This window comes from Microcoleus sp. K1-B1 (assembly GCF_036704705.1).
In the GTDB taxonomy this organism is placed as follows: Bacteria; Cyanobacteriota; Cyanobacteriia; order Cyanobacteriales; family Microcoleaceae; genus Microcoleus.
Genome location: NZ_JAUBSH010000048.1, coordinates 1 through 15199, shown reverse-complemented (window position 1 = coordinate 15199; position 15199 = coordinate 1). Strand labels below are relative to the sequence as shown.

The following is a 15199-nucleotide window of genomic DNA, read 5'->3' as shown; positions in this document are numbered from 1 at the left end:
CTCGAGCGCTCTGCGACAAGCGATAAAAGGGCGATCGCAAAGAGAAAGCTTTCTAGAAACCTAAAAAATCAGCATCAAATAGGTATTTTTTGTAAATTTTGAGTAGAAAATTGGAGAAGCGTGGCGGTAAAACCTTTGGGGGTTGGTTCAAGCACAAGCGAAAGATAGAATTTCACTCTCCGACATACAGACTCTATTTGTAGAATTGGCATCGGCCCACCTTGCTCAACCCTCCTGAGTAGAAAAAAAGATCCTTGGGCAAGTTAGGAATTTATAGCTACAAACGATAAAACTCCGAGTTTAAAAATGCCCAAAAATAAGTTAAGCTTAGATGAGAACGGTTGAAGAAAAATCAAAATGTTGCAGCGACACCCTTGGCCGCAGACAGTTGAAGAGGCGATCGCCATTCAAGAACAGCTTCGGTCAGAGGTAGTTACCGAAAATCAACTGGACACAGTTCGGTACGTCGCAGGGGTAGATGTGGGCTACGACAGTGTAAACGATGTATCGCGGGCCGCTGTAACAGTTCTGAGTTTTCCCGACTTGCAGTTGCAGCAGCAAGCTGTAGTTCGCAGTCCTACAACTTTTCCTTATATTCCGGGTTTCCTGTCTTTTCGAGAAGTGCCGGCAGTTCTCGAAGCTTTGGAAAATATCAGTTTGAGGCCAGACTTGATATTGTGCGACGGTCAAGGACTAGCCCACCCCCGCCGATTCGGTCTGGCCTGCCATTTGGGGGTTTTGACCGGGATTCCCACGATCGGAGTTGCCAAAAATCGATTTATGGGAGAACATTCCGAAGTCGGACTCGACCGGGGCAGTTGGCAACCCTTGCTGCTAGAGGGATCAACGGTAGGCGCAGCGCTAAGGACGCAAACAGGGGTAAAGCCGATGTATGTTTCGATAGGTCATAAGGTAAACTTGATAAGTGCGATCGAGTACGTCCTGCGCTGCGCCCCAAAATATCGCTTACCAGAAACAACTCGATCGGCAGACCAACTAACATAGGGATAACTGGCAAGCGCGGAAGGCATCAAAAAAAAAGTAAAAAGACCAAAAAAGCATCCGTCTTTGGACTTTTAATTTTTGAAGTGGCGCGGTTAAGTCGAAAAATCCTCTGAGTCTACTGCCAATCAGCTTTCGGTTCCATCCTTCCAGCGAACTAAAGAATGACTATACCTGAGAAAGAGGTATAAAAGTTGGGGGGGTTTATAGAATGGTTGAAAGACAGTAACCAGCTTAAAACATTGGCGGCTCTAACTATAGTGCCCGGACGTGAACTATTTTTAGTTCACATTTGTAAAGTATGAAATATTCATCCTGCGAGTTAAACCAAAAGCTTAGATTCGTCTGATGAGGTTTCATAATTTACCGTCGGATATCTCACCACTGACTGGGAGTAACCATGACAGTGGGAGGCGAAGGCGCGATCGAGCTAAAAAATCAGAAAAAAACAAGGAGACAGTCATGGCTGAGAAAAGCAAACGCGGATTCGCTTCTATGGATGCAGAAAAACAGCGCGCAATTGCTAGCAAAGGCGGAAAAGCTGCACACGAGAAAGGAACTGCACACGAATTCACCCCTGAAGAAGCCAGACAAGCTGGCCAAAAAGGCGGCGAAGCTGTCAGCAGAAATCGCGAACACATGGCTCAAATTGGTCGCGAAGGCGGTCGGAAAAGCCGCAAAAGCGAAGCTTAAGTCTTTCAAGGCTTGCCCTGTAATGAAAGATTGCACAGTTGCAGCGTGAGAGATAGCACTAGGACAGTAAACGTTTGAGGAGGGGGGGCGATCGAAGTTACCAAGGTAGTTCGATCGCCCAACCTCCAAAATTCGTGACTAGCGCACCACAGCCTCGCACAGGTGAAAACCCCCCAGGAATTAGTTTTTAGCAATCCCTGGCAAATATTGAACAGCAATTTTTTAACGAAACTGCACTGCGGTCAATATTTTTGCGGGAAAGAAAAGCTGACAAGCGCGATTAAGTCTCTCAAAAAAAGCCAATACGAGCACTAAAAGCCCCGAAGTCAGGGCTTTTTTGTATAGCCTTTCGAGCGAAAGATGAGGTACTCATGGGCATAGGGCATAGGGCATAGGGCATAGGGCATAGGGCATACCTCACTTTTTTGAGAACCGCTATATAACTGCACATAATATTTTTAGAAGTGCGATCGAGTCGGCGTCATTCGATTTTAGATTTTAGATTTTAGATTTTGGATTGACCCCACGGATTAATTCGGGGGCTTGAGGATTTTAGATTTTAGATTTTGGATTGACTCCATGGATAAATCACGTGGCGGGTACCATCAAGAAATTCTTGGTCAATAATTATAATTAAGTTTTTTGGTGAGGAACTCCGTCCTCAAAATAAATCAGTTAATATTTTTTTATCTTTTTGAGCAAACTATACAATCATGACAAACCAGCTCACTTTAGCATGGACAGAAGCTGGGGTGCGTCAAACTCGAACCATTCAAAACGGACAGCCGAGCAAAAATCCGGGAACCGTGAGGCTAGGGCGCGATCCGGCGAAGTGCGATATAGTATTTTCGCATCCCAGCGTATCGGGTCTGCACGTTGAAATATTTTTTAATCAGGAATTGCAGGAGTATGCAGTGCGGAATTTGCGCGAAAGCAATCCGCCGCTGGTAGACGGAAAAATTCTCGCCCAAGGCGAAGCAAAATTGAAATCGGGAAGTCACATCCATTTAGGCCAAGTGCAAATCGAGGTGGTGAATGTGACGGAGGTGCAGGTAGCCGCGCCCCAGACAGTTTTGCTGTCTGGGCCTCCCGCACCTGGTAACTTTCAGCCGACGGGGCCTTCAAAATATGGTTTGCAGTGTCCCAAGTGCAGCCGAATTTCGCCTTACGCGCAGTTGAATGCGGGGTGTCCGTGGTGCGGTACTTCTTTGGCGGCGGCGGCGAGTGTGGTGATCTCTCCGTAAAAGTTTGAAAAACTGAGATGTTGCACCATTCTCAAGAACGGGCTCTCCGGCCCGTTCCACAAAGAGTGAATTTTCTTGTGGAACAGGCATCTTGCCTGTTCATAAAAGGCTAATTGACAATGGTGCAAGATAGGAGAAAAAGGGAAAATCTGGCTATCCGCTAAACACTCTCAACTTCAAAAATCTTTTTTTGCAGAAAGCTCAAAGCCGACGGCTGATGTTTAAAAAATAATCATGAATTCTCAACCCTTGCGCCTGCGACTGACTTGGACAGATACAGCTACGGGGGATTGTCGATCCCCCATACTCGACTTACCCATCGCTTTGGGACGAATTTTTGAAGCTATGCCGGCAACTATCAACGGGAAACGAGTTTCTCGAATTGCCCTCAGCAGCAGTCAAGTTTCTCGCTTTCACGCAGTGATTGGCACCGAAGGTAACAGTATTTTACTTACTGACACGGGTAGCCGCAACGGTAGTTTTGTTAACGGCATTCGTCAAACCCGCTGCGTGCTGGCAAACGGCGATATGCTGCAAGTGGGGCCCTACGCGATCGGCATTTCTTTTGCTGTTAATTCCCCAGAAACGCCGTCTGTCAATTCTCACATTTTCTTTAGCCCGCAGACCAATGGGCCAGACCCGGCATTGGGCCAGCATATAATGTTGCACCTTCCTCAAACAGCTAGTAGGGAAGAATTTCCGCCGATCGAATTTTTGCACGCTTCTCAAGTGTCAATGCGATCGCTCGAATCTAGGGGACTCCCTGTAACAGAAGTTGATTGGGCTGCCGTTGGTGGCGGTTTAGGCAGCTTTATTTGGGTGGATTTGCTCAGAATTTGCGGTGTGAAAATCGATCGAATTGCGGTTTTGGGCATGGAAAGCCAGCCTTACGCCCGCTATCTGCGTTTGTGCCTGAATTCCCAAATTCCGCTGCGGGAACGCCTAAGATCGAATTCTGACTCTTGTCCAGACAACATTTGGGGGTGGCCTCCCTATGCTTTGCGGGAAGCTTGGCAGGAATTGCTTAAAGGGCATTTGGGGATGTCGTTGAAGTTGATGTGGCAGGTGTTTGCTGAACCGACTTTTGCCGAAACTTATACGCCTCGCGCGGGGAATGTGTTTGATTCTATTGACAGGGAAGTCGATCGAATTGGGTGGAATCAGATGTTTCGCTACGGTAGAGTGCGGGGAATTCGCAAAACAGATGACGGCAGGTACGCGATCGCTTATTCTCGATCGAATGCGGATCACCGCGATCACGCTTTTTTAATCGCCAAATACGTACACTTAGCCACCGGCTATCCCGCCATTCAATTTCTGCCCGACTTGCAAGCTTACCGCGAAAAAACCCAGGATTTTGAGTCGGTTGTCAACGCTTACGAAAAGCACGACGGCGTTTACGAAAAATTGGAGGCCAGCGGCGGCAGCGTGTTAATTAGAGGCCGGGGAATAGTCGCTTCGCGCGTGGTGCAGCGGATTTACGAAGCGCGGCAGCGGAACCGCAACATTCAAGTATTGCATTTGATGCGATCGCCCAAACCTCAAGGTAACAAATTTAAACTCGCTCAGCGCAGCGTCGAAAATCACTACGAATTTCAACCTTTCAACTGGCCAAAAGCTTGCTGGGGCGGGGAACTCCGCGTACTTTTGGAACAAGCCGCGCCTGAATTGCGGCCACAGTTGCTCACCGACTGGGGCGGCACTACCACAGCCCAGCGCAGCGACTGGCGACGGATTGTCAAAGAAGGTTTAAGTCAAGGATGGTATCAAATTACCTTCGGGGAAGTCGAGCGAGTCGAGCGCGACAGTCAAAACCGCACGGTGACGTACATTCAGGAGAAGGAACTCAAGGGGCAAATTAAGTTAGAAGCTGATTTTATTATTGATGCTACGGGTTTGGACGCTAAGGTAAAAACCAGTCCCTTGTTAAACGATTTGGTAGCTCAATATAATCTTCCCCTCAACGGTTTGGGCCGGCTGAGTGTTAACAACGATTTTGAAGTACCCGAATTGCGGAATTTTTCTGCTAGCAACGGAGAAGGCCGGGTATACGCAGCCGGCGCGATTACTTTGGGAGGGCCTTACGCGCCCGTAGACAGTTTTTTGGGCTTGCAATACGCCGCCTTGCGTTCGGTTGAAAGTCTGGCCGCCAACCGAGTTCCGGGTGTGCGGAAATTGAGCGTTTGGCGATCGTTCGTGCAGTGGTTGAAATGGATTTTAAATAAATCTCCAGACTAAATTGAAGGAGGAAGTTCGGCAACAAGCAATGTACAGGATTTAATGGATTTAACGGAGATATTGCAGTATTTCAATAGGTTTTTTACGGGCGGGCAGGTTTTGTACGGGCGGGCAGGATGCCCACCCCACAATAAAACTCACTCTTTGTGGAACAGGCATCTTGCCTGTTCTTGAAACTGGTAAAAGATGTCAGATTTAACTGATTTAAACGAACTTCGCCTTCAATCTAAAATCTAAAATCTAAAATCTAAAATCGAACAACCTTCCCATTCAATCTAAAATCTAAAATCTAAAATCTAAAATCGCATGACTCCCACCTTATTCGGCCGCTGGCAAACTCGGTTACTGTTATTTGCAACCGTAGGCGTTTTAGTAACGCTGCCCTTTTTTATGGGTTTAATTACCTCCCACTCAGGAGCAATTTTTTTCTGGATTTTAGGGTATGTAGCGATTTTTGGCATCGGCTGGGATGCGTTATATATTTACATCCAGCAGTTTCGCTGGGATCGAGATTGGCCTGGCGCATTTCAATTACTCGCTGGGATTTGGGAAGCACTTTTTGTGTTATTTTTAATCAAAGTTATCGGTTTGCCGGGGATACCTCCACAAGATTTTGACTTGGGATCTTTTGCTTTGCATTATAGTTTAGTGTGGCTAGCTATTTATCTGGCATCGCAAACACTAATGCGGATTTTGTTTCCATACTGGCGTTTCCGAGGCGGGCAATGGTTTTAATAATACCTGTAGGGGCGGTTTTTACCAACAATAATCGTCTCAAATTAATAATCTCATAAACCCGCCCCGGTCAATTACCAATTACCAATTCCCAATTCCCCATGCCCAATTCCCAATTCCCCATCCCCTGTATATTCTCATTTTTTTCAGGTTCTGGCTTGCTCGATCTGGGTTTTGAGTCGATCGGCTTTAATGTAGCGTATGTCAATGAAATTTTCCCACCTTTCATGCAAGCATACCGCTATTCTCGGCAGTGCCTGAATTTGCCCCTACCAGAATACGGATATTGCGAAGGAGAGGAAGCAGATGTCACTAGACTTGTAGAGGGAAAACCAGCACTTCATTTGCGGGAATTGATGCAGGATGCCCGCAAGCATCACGATATTGTGGGATTTATCGCGGGGCCACCTTGTCCTGACTTTTCTATTGGTGGCAAAAACCGGGGCGGGGAAGGAGATAAAGGTCAACTTTCAGCTTCATACATTGAATTGATTTGTCAGCAGCAGCCAGATTTATTTTTATTTGAAAATGTCAAAGGTTTGTGGAGAACAAAAAAACATAAATCTTTTTACGACGCACTCAAAAATCAGTTGGCTGATTCGGGATACGTTTTTGCCGAACGTTTAATTAATGCGATAGAATACGGTGTCCCGCAAGATAGGGATAGAATTATTTTGATTGGGATTAGAAAAAACTTTGTCAAAAATCTGGGCATTTCCCTAGAAGAAAAAAGCCAAATGTTATCCGAAAATTTATTTCCTTGGGAAAGTCAGATATTATATCCCAAATCAGAAGTTTTTTCTCATCCTTGGCCTGAGAGAAATGCCTTTGCAGCCGATAACTTCTTGCCTTGTCCTGATGACCTGCCCCAAAATTTAACGGTAGAATTTTGGTTCCAAAAAAATGACGTTCTCAACCATCCCAATGCCCAACATTATTTTCAACCAAAAGCTGGAATTAAGCGATTTGCTTCCGTTGATGAAGGAGATGATTCAAAAAAATCTTTCAAGCGCTTGCATCGGTGGCGTTATTCGCCAACAGCTTGTTACGGCAATAACGAAGTTCACTTGCACCCTTACAAACTTCGTCGGCTTTCTGTTGCAGAAACACTGGCTATTCAGTCACTGCCAAAAGATTTTGCACTGCCGGAAAAGATGACGTTGACTAATATGTTTAAAACTGTTGGCAATGGAGTTCCTTATTTGGCTGCACAAGGTATTGCCAAAACAATTTTACAGTTTTTATCTAACTAAAAAAAACGAATAGCCCGATACCCAACTTCGCCGAATTTTTCGGGTATCTAAAACTTTTTGTAGTGCTAAGGGGCGCATTGCGTACCCTACAATTACTAAAATTCCCAATAACCAGACGTATCTCGTTTAACACAGAAGTGTTATAATAAAGTGTTAAGGTTGAAAACCTATATTTTTTATTTGCCTGCAATTCGCCATGACCGTTAAACCCCGCCGCTATCACATCACTACTTTCGGATGCCAGATGAATAAAGCCGACTCGGAACGGATGGCCGGCATTCTGGAAAATATGGGCTTTGAGTTCTCGGAAGACCCGAACGAAGCTAGCTTGATTCTCTACAATACTTGCACCATTCGCGATAATGCCGAACAAAGGGTTTATTCTAACCTAGGAAGGCAAGCTCATCGCAAGCGCCAAGAACCGGGTTTAACTTTAATTGTAGCTGGATGCGTGGCGCAGCAGGAAGGTGAAGCGCTGCTGCGGAGAGTACCGGAATTAGACTTAGTAATGGGGCCGCAACACGCTAACCGACTTGAAGATTTGCTGGAACAAGTTTTTGAGGGCAATCAAGTGGTGGCGACAGAAGCTGTTGAGATTATGGAGGATATTACTAAGCCGCGCCGCGATAGTAAGGTGACTGCTTGGGTGAATGTAATTTATGGCTGCAATGAACGCTGCACTTATTGTGTTGTCCCGAATGTTCGCGGGGTTGAACAGTCGCGAATGCCGGAGGCAATTCGCGCGGAAATGGAGGATTTGGGCCGTCAAGGTTACAAGGAGGTGACTTTGTTGGGGCAAAATATTGATGCTTACGGACGCGATTTGCCGGGGACAAAACCGGGCGGCAGCAACCAGCATACTTTGACGGATTTGCTTTATTTTTTGCAGGATGTGCCTGGTGTCGATCGCCTCAGATTTGCTACTAGCCACCCGCGCTATTTTACGGAAAGATTGATTAAGGCTTGTGCTGAATTACCGCAGGTTTGCGAACATTTTCACATTCCTTTTCAGTCGGGAGATAATGATATTTTGAAGGCAATGTCGCGGGGTTATACTCAGGAAAAATACCGCCGGATTATTGATACAATTCGCCGTTATATGCCGGATGCTTCGATTACGGCGGATGCGATTGTCGGTTTTCCAGGGGAGACGGAAGCGCAGTTTGAGAAGACTTTGAAGTTAATCGAAGACGTTGGTTTCGATTTGGTGAATACTGCGGCTTATTCGCCTCGCCCTGGGACGCCTGCCGCTTTGTGGGAAAATCAGTTGAGTGAGGAGGCGAAAGCCGATCGCCTGCAACGGATCAATCATGTGGTGACAACAACGGCGATGGAACGATCGCAGCGCTATTTCGGACGTACTGAAGAGGTTTTGGTGGAAGTTCAAAATCTCAAAGATCCAACTCAGGTGATGGGACGCACTCGCGGCAATCGTCTCACATTTTTTAAGGGCGATATTGCTGAATTGGCGGGTAAAATTGTGCGGGTTAAAATTACAGATATTCGCGCTTTTAGTTTGACAGGGGAAATGCTTTAAATAGCACCGGAATGAGATAGGGGACGGCTTACTGGTGAACTTTTCTAAGAAGATGTAATTTTTTTTACCGCAGAGAGCGCAGAGGACACAGAGGAAGAGTGGAAGGGAGGAGATAAGTAGTTTTAAAGCGGTTCGTATGTGCCTTCGTTGCGCTCTCTGCGTGTATATTTGTCAAAAAGTAGCGGGAGTATTGAAAAATGACAATGATGCGGATCGGGCTATTGTTCGGGGGGCGATCGGGTGAACACGAAGTCTCTATTAGTTCGGCGCGGGCGATCGCCCGTGCCCTCGCTGCTGACGAAAATGCCTCTAAATACGAAGTTCTGCCCTTTTATATCCAAAAAAACGGCTGCTGGCTGTCGGGAACATTACCTCAACAAATCTTAGCCACCGGAAAACCTCTGGAAATAGAGGAACAAACAGCAGAAGATGATTCTCCCGCTGGACAGTTTCCTAATTTTAATGCTGTAGATGTTTGGTTCCCTGTTTTGCACGGGCCAAATGGCGAAGACGGTACGGTGCAAGGGTTGCTGAAATTAATGCAAGTTCCTTTTGTCGGTTCGGGGGTTTTAGGTTCGGCGGTGGGAATGGATAAAATTGCGATGAAAATGGCTTTTGCTCAGGCTGGTTTGCCGCAGGTAAAATACATCGCTGTCAACCGTTCCGAAATCTGGTCTAATCCTTGCGTTTTCCCCAAATTGTGCGATAAAATTGAAGCAGAGTTGGGCTATCCTTGCTTTGTAAAACCAGCCAATTTGGGTTCGTCTGTGGGAATTTCTAAAGCTCGAACGCGCGCTGAATTAGAAGCAGCACTCGACAGCGCCGCTAGCTACGATAGGCGGATAATTGTCGAAGCGGGTGTGGTTGCTAGAGAATTAGAATGTGCAGTTTTGGGTAACGATCATCCCCAAGCTTCAACGGTGGGAGAAATTTCTTTTCAAAGCGATTTCTACGATTACGAAACTAAATATACCCAGGGACAAGCCGACTGCTCAATCCCGGCAAAAGTCAGCGGTGCGATCGTCTCGCAAATCCAAGAAATGGCAGTGCAAGCATTTTTGGCTATAGACGCAGCAGGTTTAGCGCGAGTAGACTTTTTCTACATTGAATCAACCGGAGAAGTTTTGATTAATGAAATCAACACTTTTCCTGGCTTTACAGCTACCAGTATGTATCCGCAAATGTGGGCAGCCGATGGCATTTCTTTCCCTGAATTAGTAGACCGTTTAATTCAATTAGCTCTCGAACGGCACGGGGAAAAAGGTTGAATCACGAGTTGCAAACCGCTGCCCGGTCAACCGAAAATAAATTATTTTCGCAGGTAATATATCCATACTAGCGGAAACGATATAACATAGTTGTGGCAGGCTCTGCCTGCCAGCAACCCAATTTCCGCTGCGGGTCGAGCAACTGGAAATTTTCAGCAGTCGGGTATAAATAAATACACTATAAAATGGTTAACAGAGAAGGGCGAATAGCAGCGCCAATCTCAGATCTTGCATCTCGAATTTTAACTCGGTTAACTTAGATGAGACGTTTCACTCAACTGCCGCAGTGGTGGACTTACGGACTGGTATTTCCCCTAGCGGTACTCAACTGCTGGTTAGCCCTCCTAGTCTTTGAATATTTTCGCGCCCTGATTACAGTTTTGGTAGTGGCTACAGTGCTGTCTTTTTTGCTAGATTATCCAGTGCGCTTTCTGCACAGATACGGCTTGAAGCGCGATCGAGCAGTTTTGTCGGTATTGTTTTTGACTTTACTGGTATTGGTGGTTTTAGGTGTCACTCTGGCCCCGATTCTGCTAAACCAAATCACTGAACTTGCCACCCGACTCCCGACTTGGATAGTTTCTGGCACAGAACAAATTGAAGCATTCCACAATTGGGCGGAGAATCGCAATCTCCGCATTGATGTTAGCGGTTTGACTACCCAATTGAGCGATCGACTTTCATCTCAATTGCAGTCTCTCACTGGCGAAATTCTCAAATTTGGTTTGGGTGCTGCAGACAGTCTGTTGAATTTCCTCCTCACAATAGTCGTGACATTCTACTTGCTCTTGCACGGCGATCGCGTCTGGGAAGGATTGTTTAAATGGTTTCCTTCCAAGCAGAGCCTTCAATTGCGAGAGTTGCTGGCGCGAAGCTTCCACAACTACTTCGTCGGGCAAGCAACTTTGGCGGGTTTGATGGGACTGTCTATCACTGTTGCTTTTTTAATTATGCGAGTTCCCTTCGGACTTCTGTTCGGTTTGGGTGTGGGTGTAATGACTATGATTCCCTTCGGGGCACCTTTCAGTATTTGCATTGTCAGTTTGCTGATCACATTAAACAACTTTTGGCTCGGCGTCACAGTTTTAGCTGTCGCTACAGTAATTGAGCAAATAATTGAAAGCGGGGTTGCTCCTCGGTTATTAGGTGGTTTTATCGGTCTCAATCCTGTGTGGATTTTAGTGGCGCTGCTGGTGGGGGTTAAGGTGGCAGGAGTAGCCGGTTTGTTAGTGGCTGTGCCGATGGCTGGTTTTATTAAGAATACTGTTGATATTTTGGAAAGTTCGAGGAACAGGTCGAGGGAAATCGATTCGGTTAGTTCCATTGAACCTATGGAGGAATAAAATTACTCCATAGGTTCAAATTTTAGATTTGATATCAATTCCGGTTGCACCGGAATTATTGTTGACTGTTGACTGTTGACTGTTGACGGGCGGGTCAAAAAACTGAATGGTTGAGTGTTAACGGTTGACTCGATTTTATTATTCCGATGCAACCGGAAACGATATGAAGAGAGTTTTGGCAGGCTATTTTGACTGGGGTATAGTTGGTACTTTAGCTTGAGGCTTTAGTGGTTTTTTACTTCCTGCTTTCGGGTGAGGCTTTCGGATGCTTTAGCTTCTATCCTTCGTGGATGCAGGCGGGGTCAAAAATCCCGTTTCTACGTTAACGTCGATCGCTCACAACGAAGATTTTGCGTAGAAACCTGGTTTTTTTGAGTGCAAGATAGTTGTTGACCAAGAAATTCTTGATGGTACTCGCCACGTGATTGATCCGTGGAATCAATCCAAAATCTCAAATCTCAAATCCTCAAGCCCCCGAATTTATCTCGCGCAAGTCAATCCAAAATCTAAAATCTAAAATCTAAAATCGCATGACTTCGGATATCAATCCTGTGAAAATTTCGCGGGAAATGCGGAATATGCGAGCTGGCTACCGTAGTTTGTATTATCGCACTCAGACAGCAATTCGCCAGTGCCTACCCAGTTCGATCGCACTCAAAAGCTCGAATCCACACACAATTTGCCTGCGACTGTCCGGTTTCTACCCCAGCTTGTAGGGTAAACCCCACCAGTCAAGCAGAGTTCATCAATGCTTGAATTAAAATTAAAGAACCTTTAGTTGTAATTTAATTACAGTAGGTGCTAAAAATGCAAAATCCTAATTATAACTCTCGCTCTAACTCCCACCAACTCAATACTATGTCACCTAAAAATATGCCTGCTACAACTGTGCTTTCTCGCCGTTTTTATTTGCCGAAAAAACTGGCTTTTTTATCCCTCATTTTGCTGGGCTCCACCGCAACTGTTGGGTGCAACGCCCTAACTTCTCAAGTTCCTGGAAGTTCTAACGCCATTCAAGCTCAACCTTCAACTACAGCGCCAATCTCAGCATTGCCTGCAAATATACTGCCCTCTCAAGACTCTAATTTTGTTACTAAAGTTGTGCAGGAAGTCGGCCCGGCAGTGGTGCGGATCAATTCGTCTCGCACGGTGACGAACCAAGTTCCAGATGAGATACCGGAGCAATTCCGCCGCTTCTTCGGTTCAGAATCTCCCATTCAACCGGGAAATCGAGTAGAACGGGGCTCCGGTTCGGGTTTTGTTTTTGGTTCTGATGGCCGCATTTTGACTAACGCTCACGTCGTTAACGGGGCGGATACGGTGACGGTAAAACTGAAGGATGGCCGCGAATTTGTCGGCAAAGTTTTAGGCGTAGATACAGTTACTGATGTGGCTGTTGTTAAAATAGAAGCTAACAATTTGCCTGTGGTGAGTTTGGGCAAATCTGAAGAATTACAGCCGGGAGAATGGGCGATCGCGATCGGCAATCCCCTCGGTTTGGACAATACTGTGACTGTGGGCATTATTAGCGCTACAGGCCGTTCTAGCGCCGATGTCGGTGTTCCCGACAAGCGCGTCAGCTTTATTCAAACCGACGCTGCAATCAATCCCGGCAATTCAGGTGGCCCGCTGCTGAACCAGCGCGGTCAAGTTATCGGCATGAATACGGCGATTATTCAAGGCGCTCAAGGATTGGGTTTTGCTATTCCGATCGATCGAGCACAACAAATTGCCGACCAATTAGTAACAGCAGGAAAAGCCGAACATCCTTATCTCGGCGTTCGGATGTTGAGCATTACTCCCGAAATCAAGAGAGAATTTAATCAAAATCCCAACACCAAATTGAGGCTGACTGAAGATAAAGGCGTGTTAGTTTTGGGAGTTGCTAGAAATTCTCCGGCGGCACAAGCTGGAGTTCGCCTTGCGGATGTGATCAAGAAAATCAACGGTACAGAAGTAACTGATGCTGGCAGCGTACAGCAAATTGTCGAGAAAAGTACCGTGGGCAGCGATCTGCAGCTTGAATTGAGCCGTGGCGGACAACCTGTTACTGTGGCGGTGAAAGCGGGTGCTTTTCCAGCGGATCAGCAGCGATAGAATTGTTGATAGCAACTCATATGTTGCACCATTGTCAATAATCCTTTTAGGAACAGGCAAGATGCCTGTTCCACAAGAAAATTAATCTCTTGTGGAACGGGCATCTTGCCCGTTATTGAGAATGGTACAAGAGGTGAGTTTTAATCGGCTGTCAATCATCCTTTTAGGAACAGGCAAGATGCCTGTTCCACAAGAAAATTAATCTCTTGTGGAACGGGCATCTTGCCTGTTCTTGAGAATGGTGCAAGATGTGAGTTTTAACCGAATTGTGCTGTGAGACGGGGGTTTAAACCCGTCGGGATGTCGGGGGTACTCGTTATATTAAGTTACCATAATTTATATGGGTTATTAAGAGGTAGAAAAATGGCTAATATTAATCGGAGGCGTACTGAGAATATTAAGGGTAACTTTTATGTAGACAATACCTGCATTGACTGTGATACTTGTCGGTGGATGGCACCTGAAGTATTTACTCAAGCAGGAGAACAGTCTGCGGTTTACCACCAGCCAAGTAATGAAACTGAAGAAATGCGATCGCTCGCGGCTCTTTTGTCTTGTCCCACAAGTTCGATCGGCACTGTAGAAAAACCCAAAAGGATCAAAGAAGCTCAGCAACTGTTGCCCGCACTCATAGCAGAAAATGTCTATCACTGCGGCTACCACTCAGAGGAATCCTACGCCGCAGCTAGCTATTTAATTGTCCGTCCCGATGGCAATATTTTAGTTGATTCTCCCCGTTTTGTGCCGCCGCTAGTCAAAAATATAGAAGCAATGGGTGGCATTCGCTATATGTACTTGACTCACGGCGATGATGTGGCAGATCATCAACTATACCACGACTATTTTGGGTGCGATCGCATCATTCATTATGACGAAATTAACGCTGATACTTGCCGTGTAGAAATTCAATTGTCGCCCAGCAAACCGTATCAACTAGCAGATGATTTGTTGATTATTTCTGTACCCGGTCACACGAAAGGTCATACAGTTTTGCTTTACAATAACAAGTTTTTGTTCACCGGCGATCATCTTGCTTGGTCGGAAAGTTTGCAGCAGCTAGTTGGCTTTCATGATGTCTGTTGGTATTCTTGGCCAGAACAAATCAAATCTATGAAGAATTTGGCTAATTACTCGTTTGAATGGGTGTTGCCGGGACACGGCCGGAGGTATAATGCCGATCGAGAAACAATGCGCGTGCAAATGCAAAAGTGTATTGCTTGGATGGTAGATGCTTAATAGTTTAAAACCCATTTTCTACTAGGCGGTTGAAACTAATCCTACACACACTTTCGCCGCCAACCACGAAAAAGAAGTCATCGCCACTGTTGGAAGAATCGACTAACCAGTTGTAGCGGCTGGTGTGCTTAGCCCCCCAGCGTTCTAGCGGAATTCGTAACTTTTTGGCGAGGGCGGGTTCTAGTGCATAATCATTCATACCGTAGATGTCGGGACTTATCGGATGTCGATCGGCTTTAACGTCTACAGATAAGGTGGGATTGGCTGTTTGGGCGATCGCCATTTTGAAGTAAACTGTTGTTACGCCAATTGCCAAAGCGGCGATTAAACCTAACAAGAATAGGATAAGCCAACGAGGTTTATTTTCGGGAGACTGCAATAAAAATCGTGGATTCATTAATTTATGATATAGTGTTTAGTAAGGCTTGTTTAAAATATACTGCACTTTTATAATAAATTTCAGGATTGTCGATTAAAGGTATCCGCTCAATAAATCGGGGTAACAGTAAAAAAAGAAGGTTAACAATCTAGGCACAGCATGGTAGAATATGAC

The 15199-nt window shown here is 45.8% G+C and carries 13 protein-coding genes; 12 read left to right on the top strand and 1 reads right to left on the bottom strand.

The genetic code is table 11. The features are described 5' to 3' along the window. The first annotated feature begins 357 nt into the window (after positions 1-357). The 12 genes from nfi (at position 358) to QUA83_RS17885 (ending at position 14646) form a co-directional block, all read left to right on the top strand. Complete coding sequence (nfi, locus tag QUA83_RS17940) at positions 358-1005, top strand: deoxyribonuclease V (RefSeq protein ID WP_333294856.1); 648 nt, start codon at positions 358-360, stop codon at positions 1003-1005. Positions 1006-1464: 459 nt separating this feature from the next. Next, the gene (locus tag QUA83_RS17935) at positions 1465-1695 is read left to right on the top strand and encodes a KGG domain-containing protein (protein WP_006631632.1); all 231 of its coding nucleotides are present in this window, start codon (positions 1465-1467) and stop codon (positions 1693-1695) included. Positions 1696-2408: 713 nt separating this feature from the next. Then, on the top strand, positions 2409-2939 hold the full coding sequence (locus QUA83_RS17930) for an FHA domain-containing protein (RefSeq protein WP_333294855.1): 531 nt from the start codon (positions 2409-2411) through the stop codon (positions 2937-2939). Positions 2940-3173: 234 nt separating this feature from the next. Then, on the top strand, positions 3174-5177 hold the full coding sequence (locus QUA83_RS17925) for an FHA domain-containing protein (protein WP_333294853.1): 2004 nt from the start codon (positions 3174-3176) through the stop codon (positions 5175-5177). Positions 5178-5483: 306 nt separating this feature from the next. Then, a complete protein-coding gene (locus tag QUA83_RS17920) occupies positions 5484-5912 on the top strand; it encodes a hypothetical protein (protein ID WP_333294851.1) in 429 nt (142 codons plus the stop codon). Between the two features lie 101 nt (positions 5913-6013). Then, positions 6014-7165 carry a DNA cytosine methyltransferase gene (locus QUA83_RS17915; protein WP_333294849.1) on the top strand — a complete coding sequence of 384 codons (1152 nt, stop codon included), beginning with the start codon at positions 6014-6016 and terminating at the stop codon, positions 7163-7165. 196 nt (positions 7166-7361) lie between these two features. Further along, positions 7362-8702: a tRNA (N6-isopentenyl adenosine(37)-C2)-methylthiotransferase MiaB gene (gene miaB, locus QUA83_RS17910; RefSeq protein ID WP_333294848.1), complete on the top strand. Its 1341-nt coding sequence runs from the start codon at positions 7362-7364 to the stop codon at positions 8700-8702. A 197-nt stretch (positions 8703-8899) separates the two neighbouring features. Further along, entirely contained in the window at positions 8900-9970 is a 1071-nt protein-coding gene (locus QUA83_RS17905) for a D-alanine--D-alanine ligase family protein (protein ID WP_333294846.1), read from the top strand. A 260-nt stretch (positions 9971-10230) separates the two neighbouring features. Next, the gene (locus QUA83_RS17900) at positions 10231-11313 is read left to right on the top strand and encodes an AI-2E family transporter (RefSeq protein ID WP_333294844.1); all 1083 of its coding nucleotides are present in this window, start codon (positions 10231-10233) and stop codon (positions 11311-11313) included. Between the two features lie 530 nt (positions 11314-11843). Then, complete coding sequence (locus QUA83_RS17895; RefSeq protein ID WP_333294842.1) at positions 11844-12029, top strand: hypothetical protein; 186 nt, start codon at positions 11844-11846, stop codon at positions 12027-12029. A 91-nt stretch (positions 12030-12120) separates the two neighbouring features. Next, positions 12121-13410: an HhoA/HhoB/HtrA family serine endopeptidase gene (locus tag QUA83_RS17890; RefSeq protein WP_333294840.1), complete on the top strand. Its 1290-nt coding sequence runs from the start codon at positions 12121-12123 to the stop codon at positions 13408-13410. Between the two features lie 363 nt (positions 13411-13773). Next, entirely contained in the window at positions 13774-14646 is an 873-nt protein-coding gene (locus QUA83_RS17885) for an MBL fold metallo-hydrolase (protein WP_333294839.1), read from the top strand. A 4-nt stretch (positions 14647-14650) separates the two neighbouring features. On the opposite strand, the gene QUA83_RS17880 is transcribed toward QUA83_RS17885, so the two are convergent. Beyond that, positions 14651-15043, bottom strand: a complete 393-nt coding sequence (locus QUA83_RS17880; RefSeq protein WP_333294838.1) for a hypothetical protein — start codon at positions 15041-15043, stop codon at positions 14651-14653. Between the last annotated feature and the right edge of the window lie 156 nt (positions 15044-15199).

Excerpts from the sequence above, each read along its gene's own strand:
- nfi (WP_333294856.1), top strand. The coding sequence starts at position 358 with ATGTTGCAGCGACACCCTTGGCCGCAGACAGTTGAAGAGGCGATCGCC.
- QUA83_RS17935 (WP_006631632.1), top strand. The coding sequence starts at position 1,465 with ATGGCTGAGAAAAGCAAACGCGGATTCGCTTCTATGGATGCAGAAAAA.
- QUA83_RS17930 (WP_333294855.1), top strand. The coding sequence starts at position 2,409 with ATGACAAACCAGCTCACTTTAGCATGGACAGAAGCTGGGGTGCGTCAA.
- QUA83_RS17925 (WP_333294853.1), top strand. The coding sequence starts at position 3,174 with ATGAATTCTCAACCCTTGCGCCTGCGACTGACTTGGACAGATACAGCT.
- QUA83_RS17920 (WP_333294851.1), top strand. The coding sequence starts at position 5,484 with ATGACTCCCACCTTATTCGGCCGCTGGCAAACTCGGTTACTGTTATTT.
- QUA83_RS17915 (WP_333294849.1), top strand. The coding sequence starts at position 6,014 with ATGCCCAATTCCCAATTCCCCATCCCCTGTATATTCTCATTTTTTTCA.
- miaB (WP_333294848.1), top strand. The coding sequence starts at position 7,362 with ATGACCGTTAAACCCCGCCGCTATCACATCACTACTTTCGGATGCCAG.
- QUA83_RS17905 (WP_333294846.1), top strand. The coding sequence starts at position 8,900 with ATGACAATGATGCGGATCGGGCTATTGTTCGGGGGGCGATCGGGTGAA.
- QUA83_RS17900 (WP_333294844.1), top strand. The coding sequence starts at position 10,231 with ATGAGACGTTTCACTCAACTGCCGCAGTGGTGGACTTACGGACTGGTA.
- QUA83_RS17895 (WP_333294842.1), top strand. The coding sequence starts at position 11,844 with ATGACTTCGGATATCAATCCTGTGAAAATTTCGCGGGAAATGCGGAAT.
- QUA83_RS17890 (WP_333294840.1), top strand. The coding sequence starts at position 12,121 with ATGCAAAATCCTAATTATAACTCTCGCTCTAACTCCCACCAACTCAAT.
- QUA83_RS17885 (WP_333294839.1), top strand. The coding sequence starts at position 13,774 with ATGGCTAATATTAATCGGAGGCGTACTGAGAATATTAAGGGTAACTTT.
- QUA83_RS17880 (WP_333294838.1), bottom strand. The coding sequence starts at position 15,043 with ATGAATCCACGATTTTTATTGCAGTCTCCCGAAAATAAACCTCGTTGG.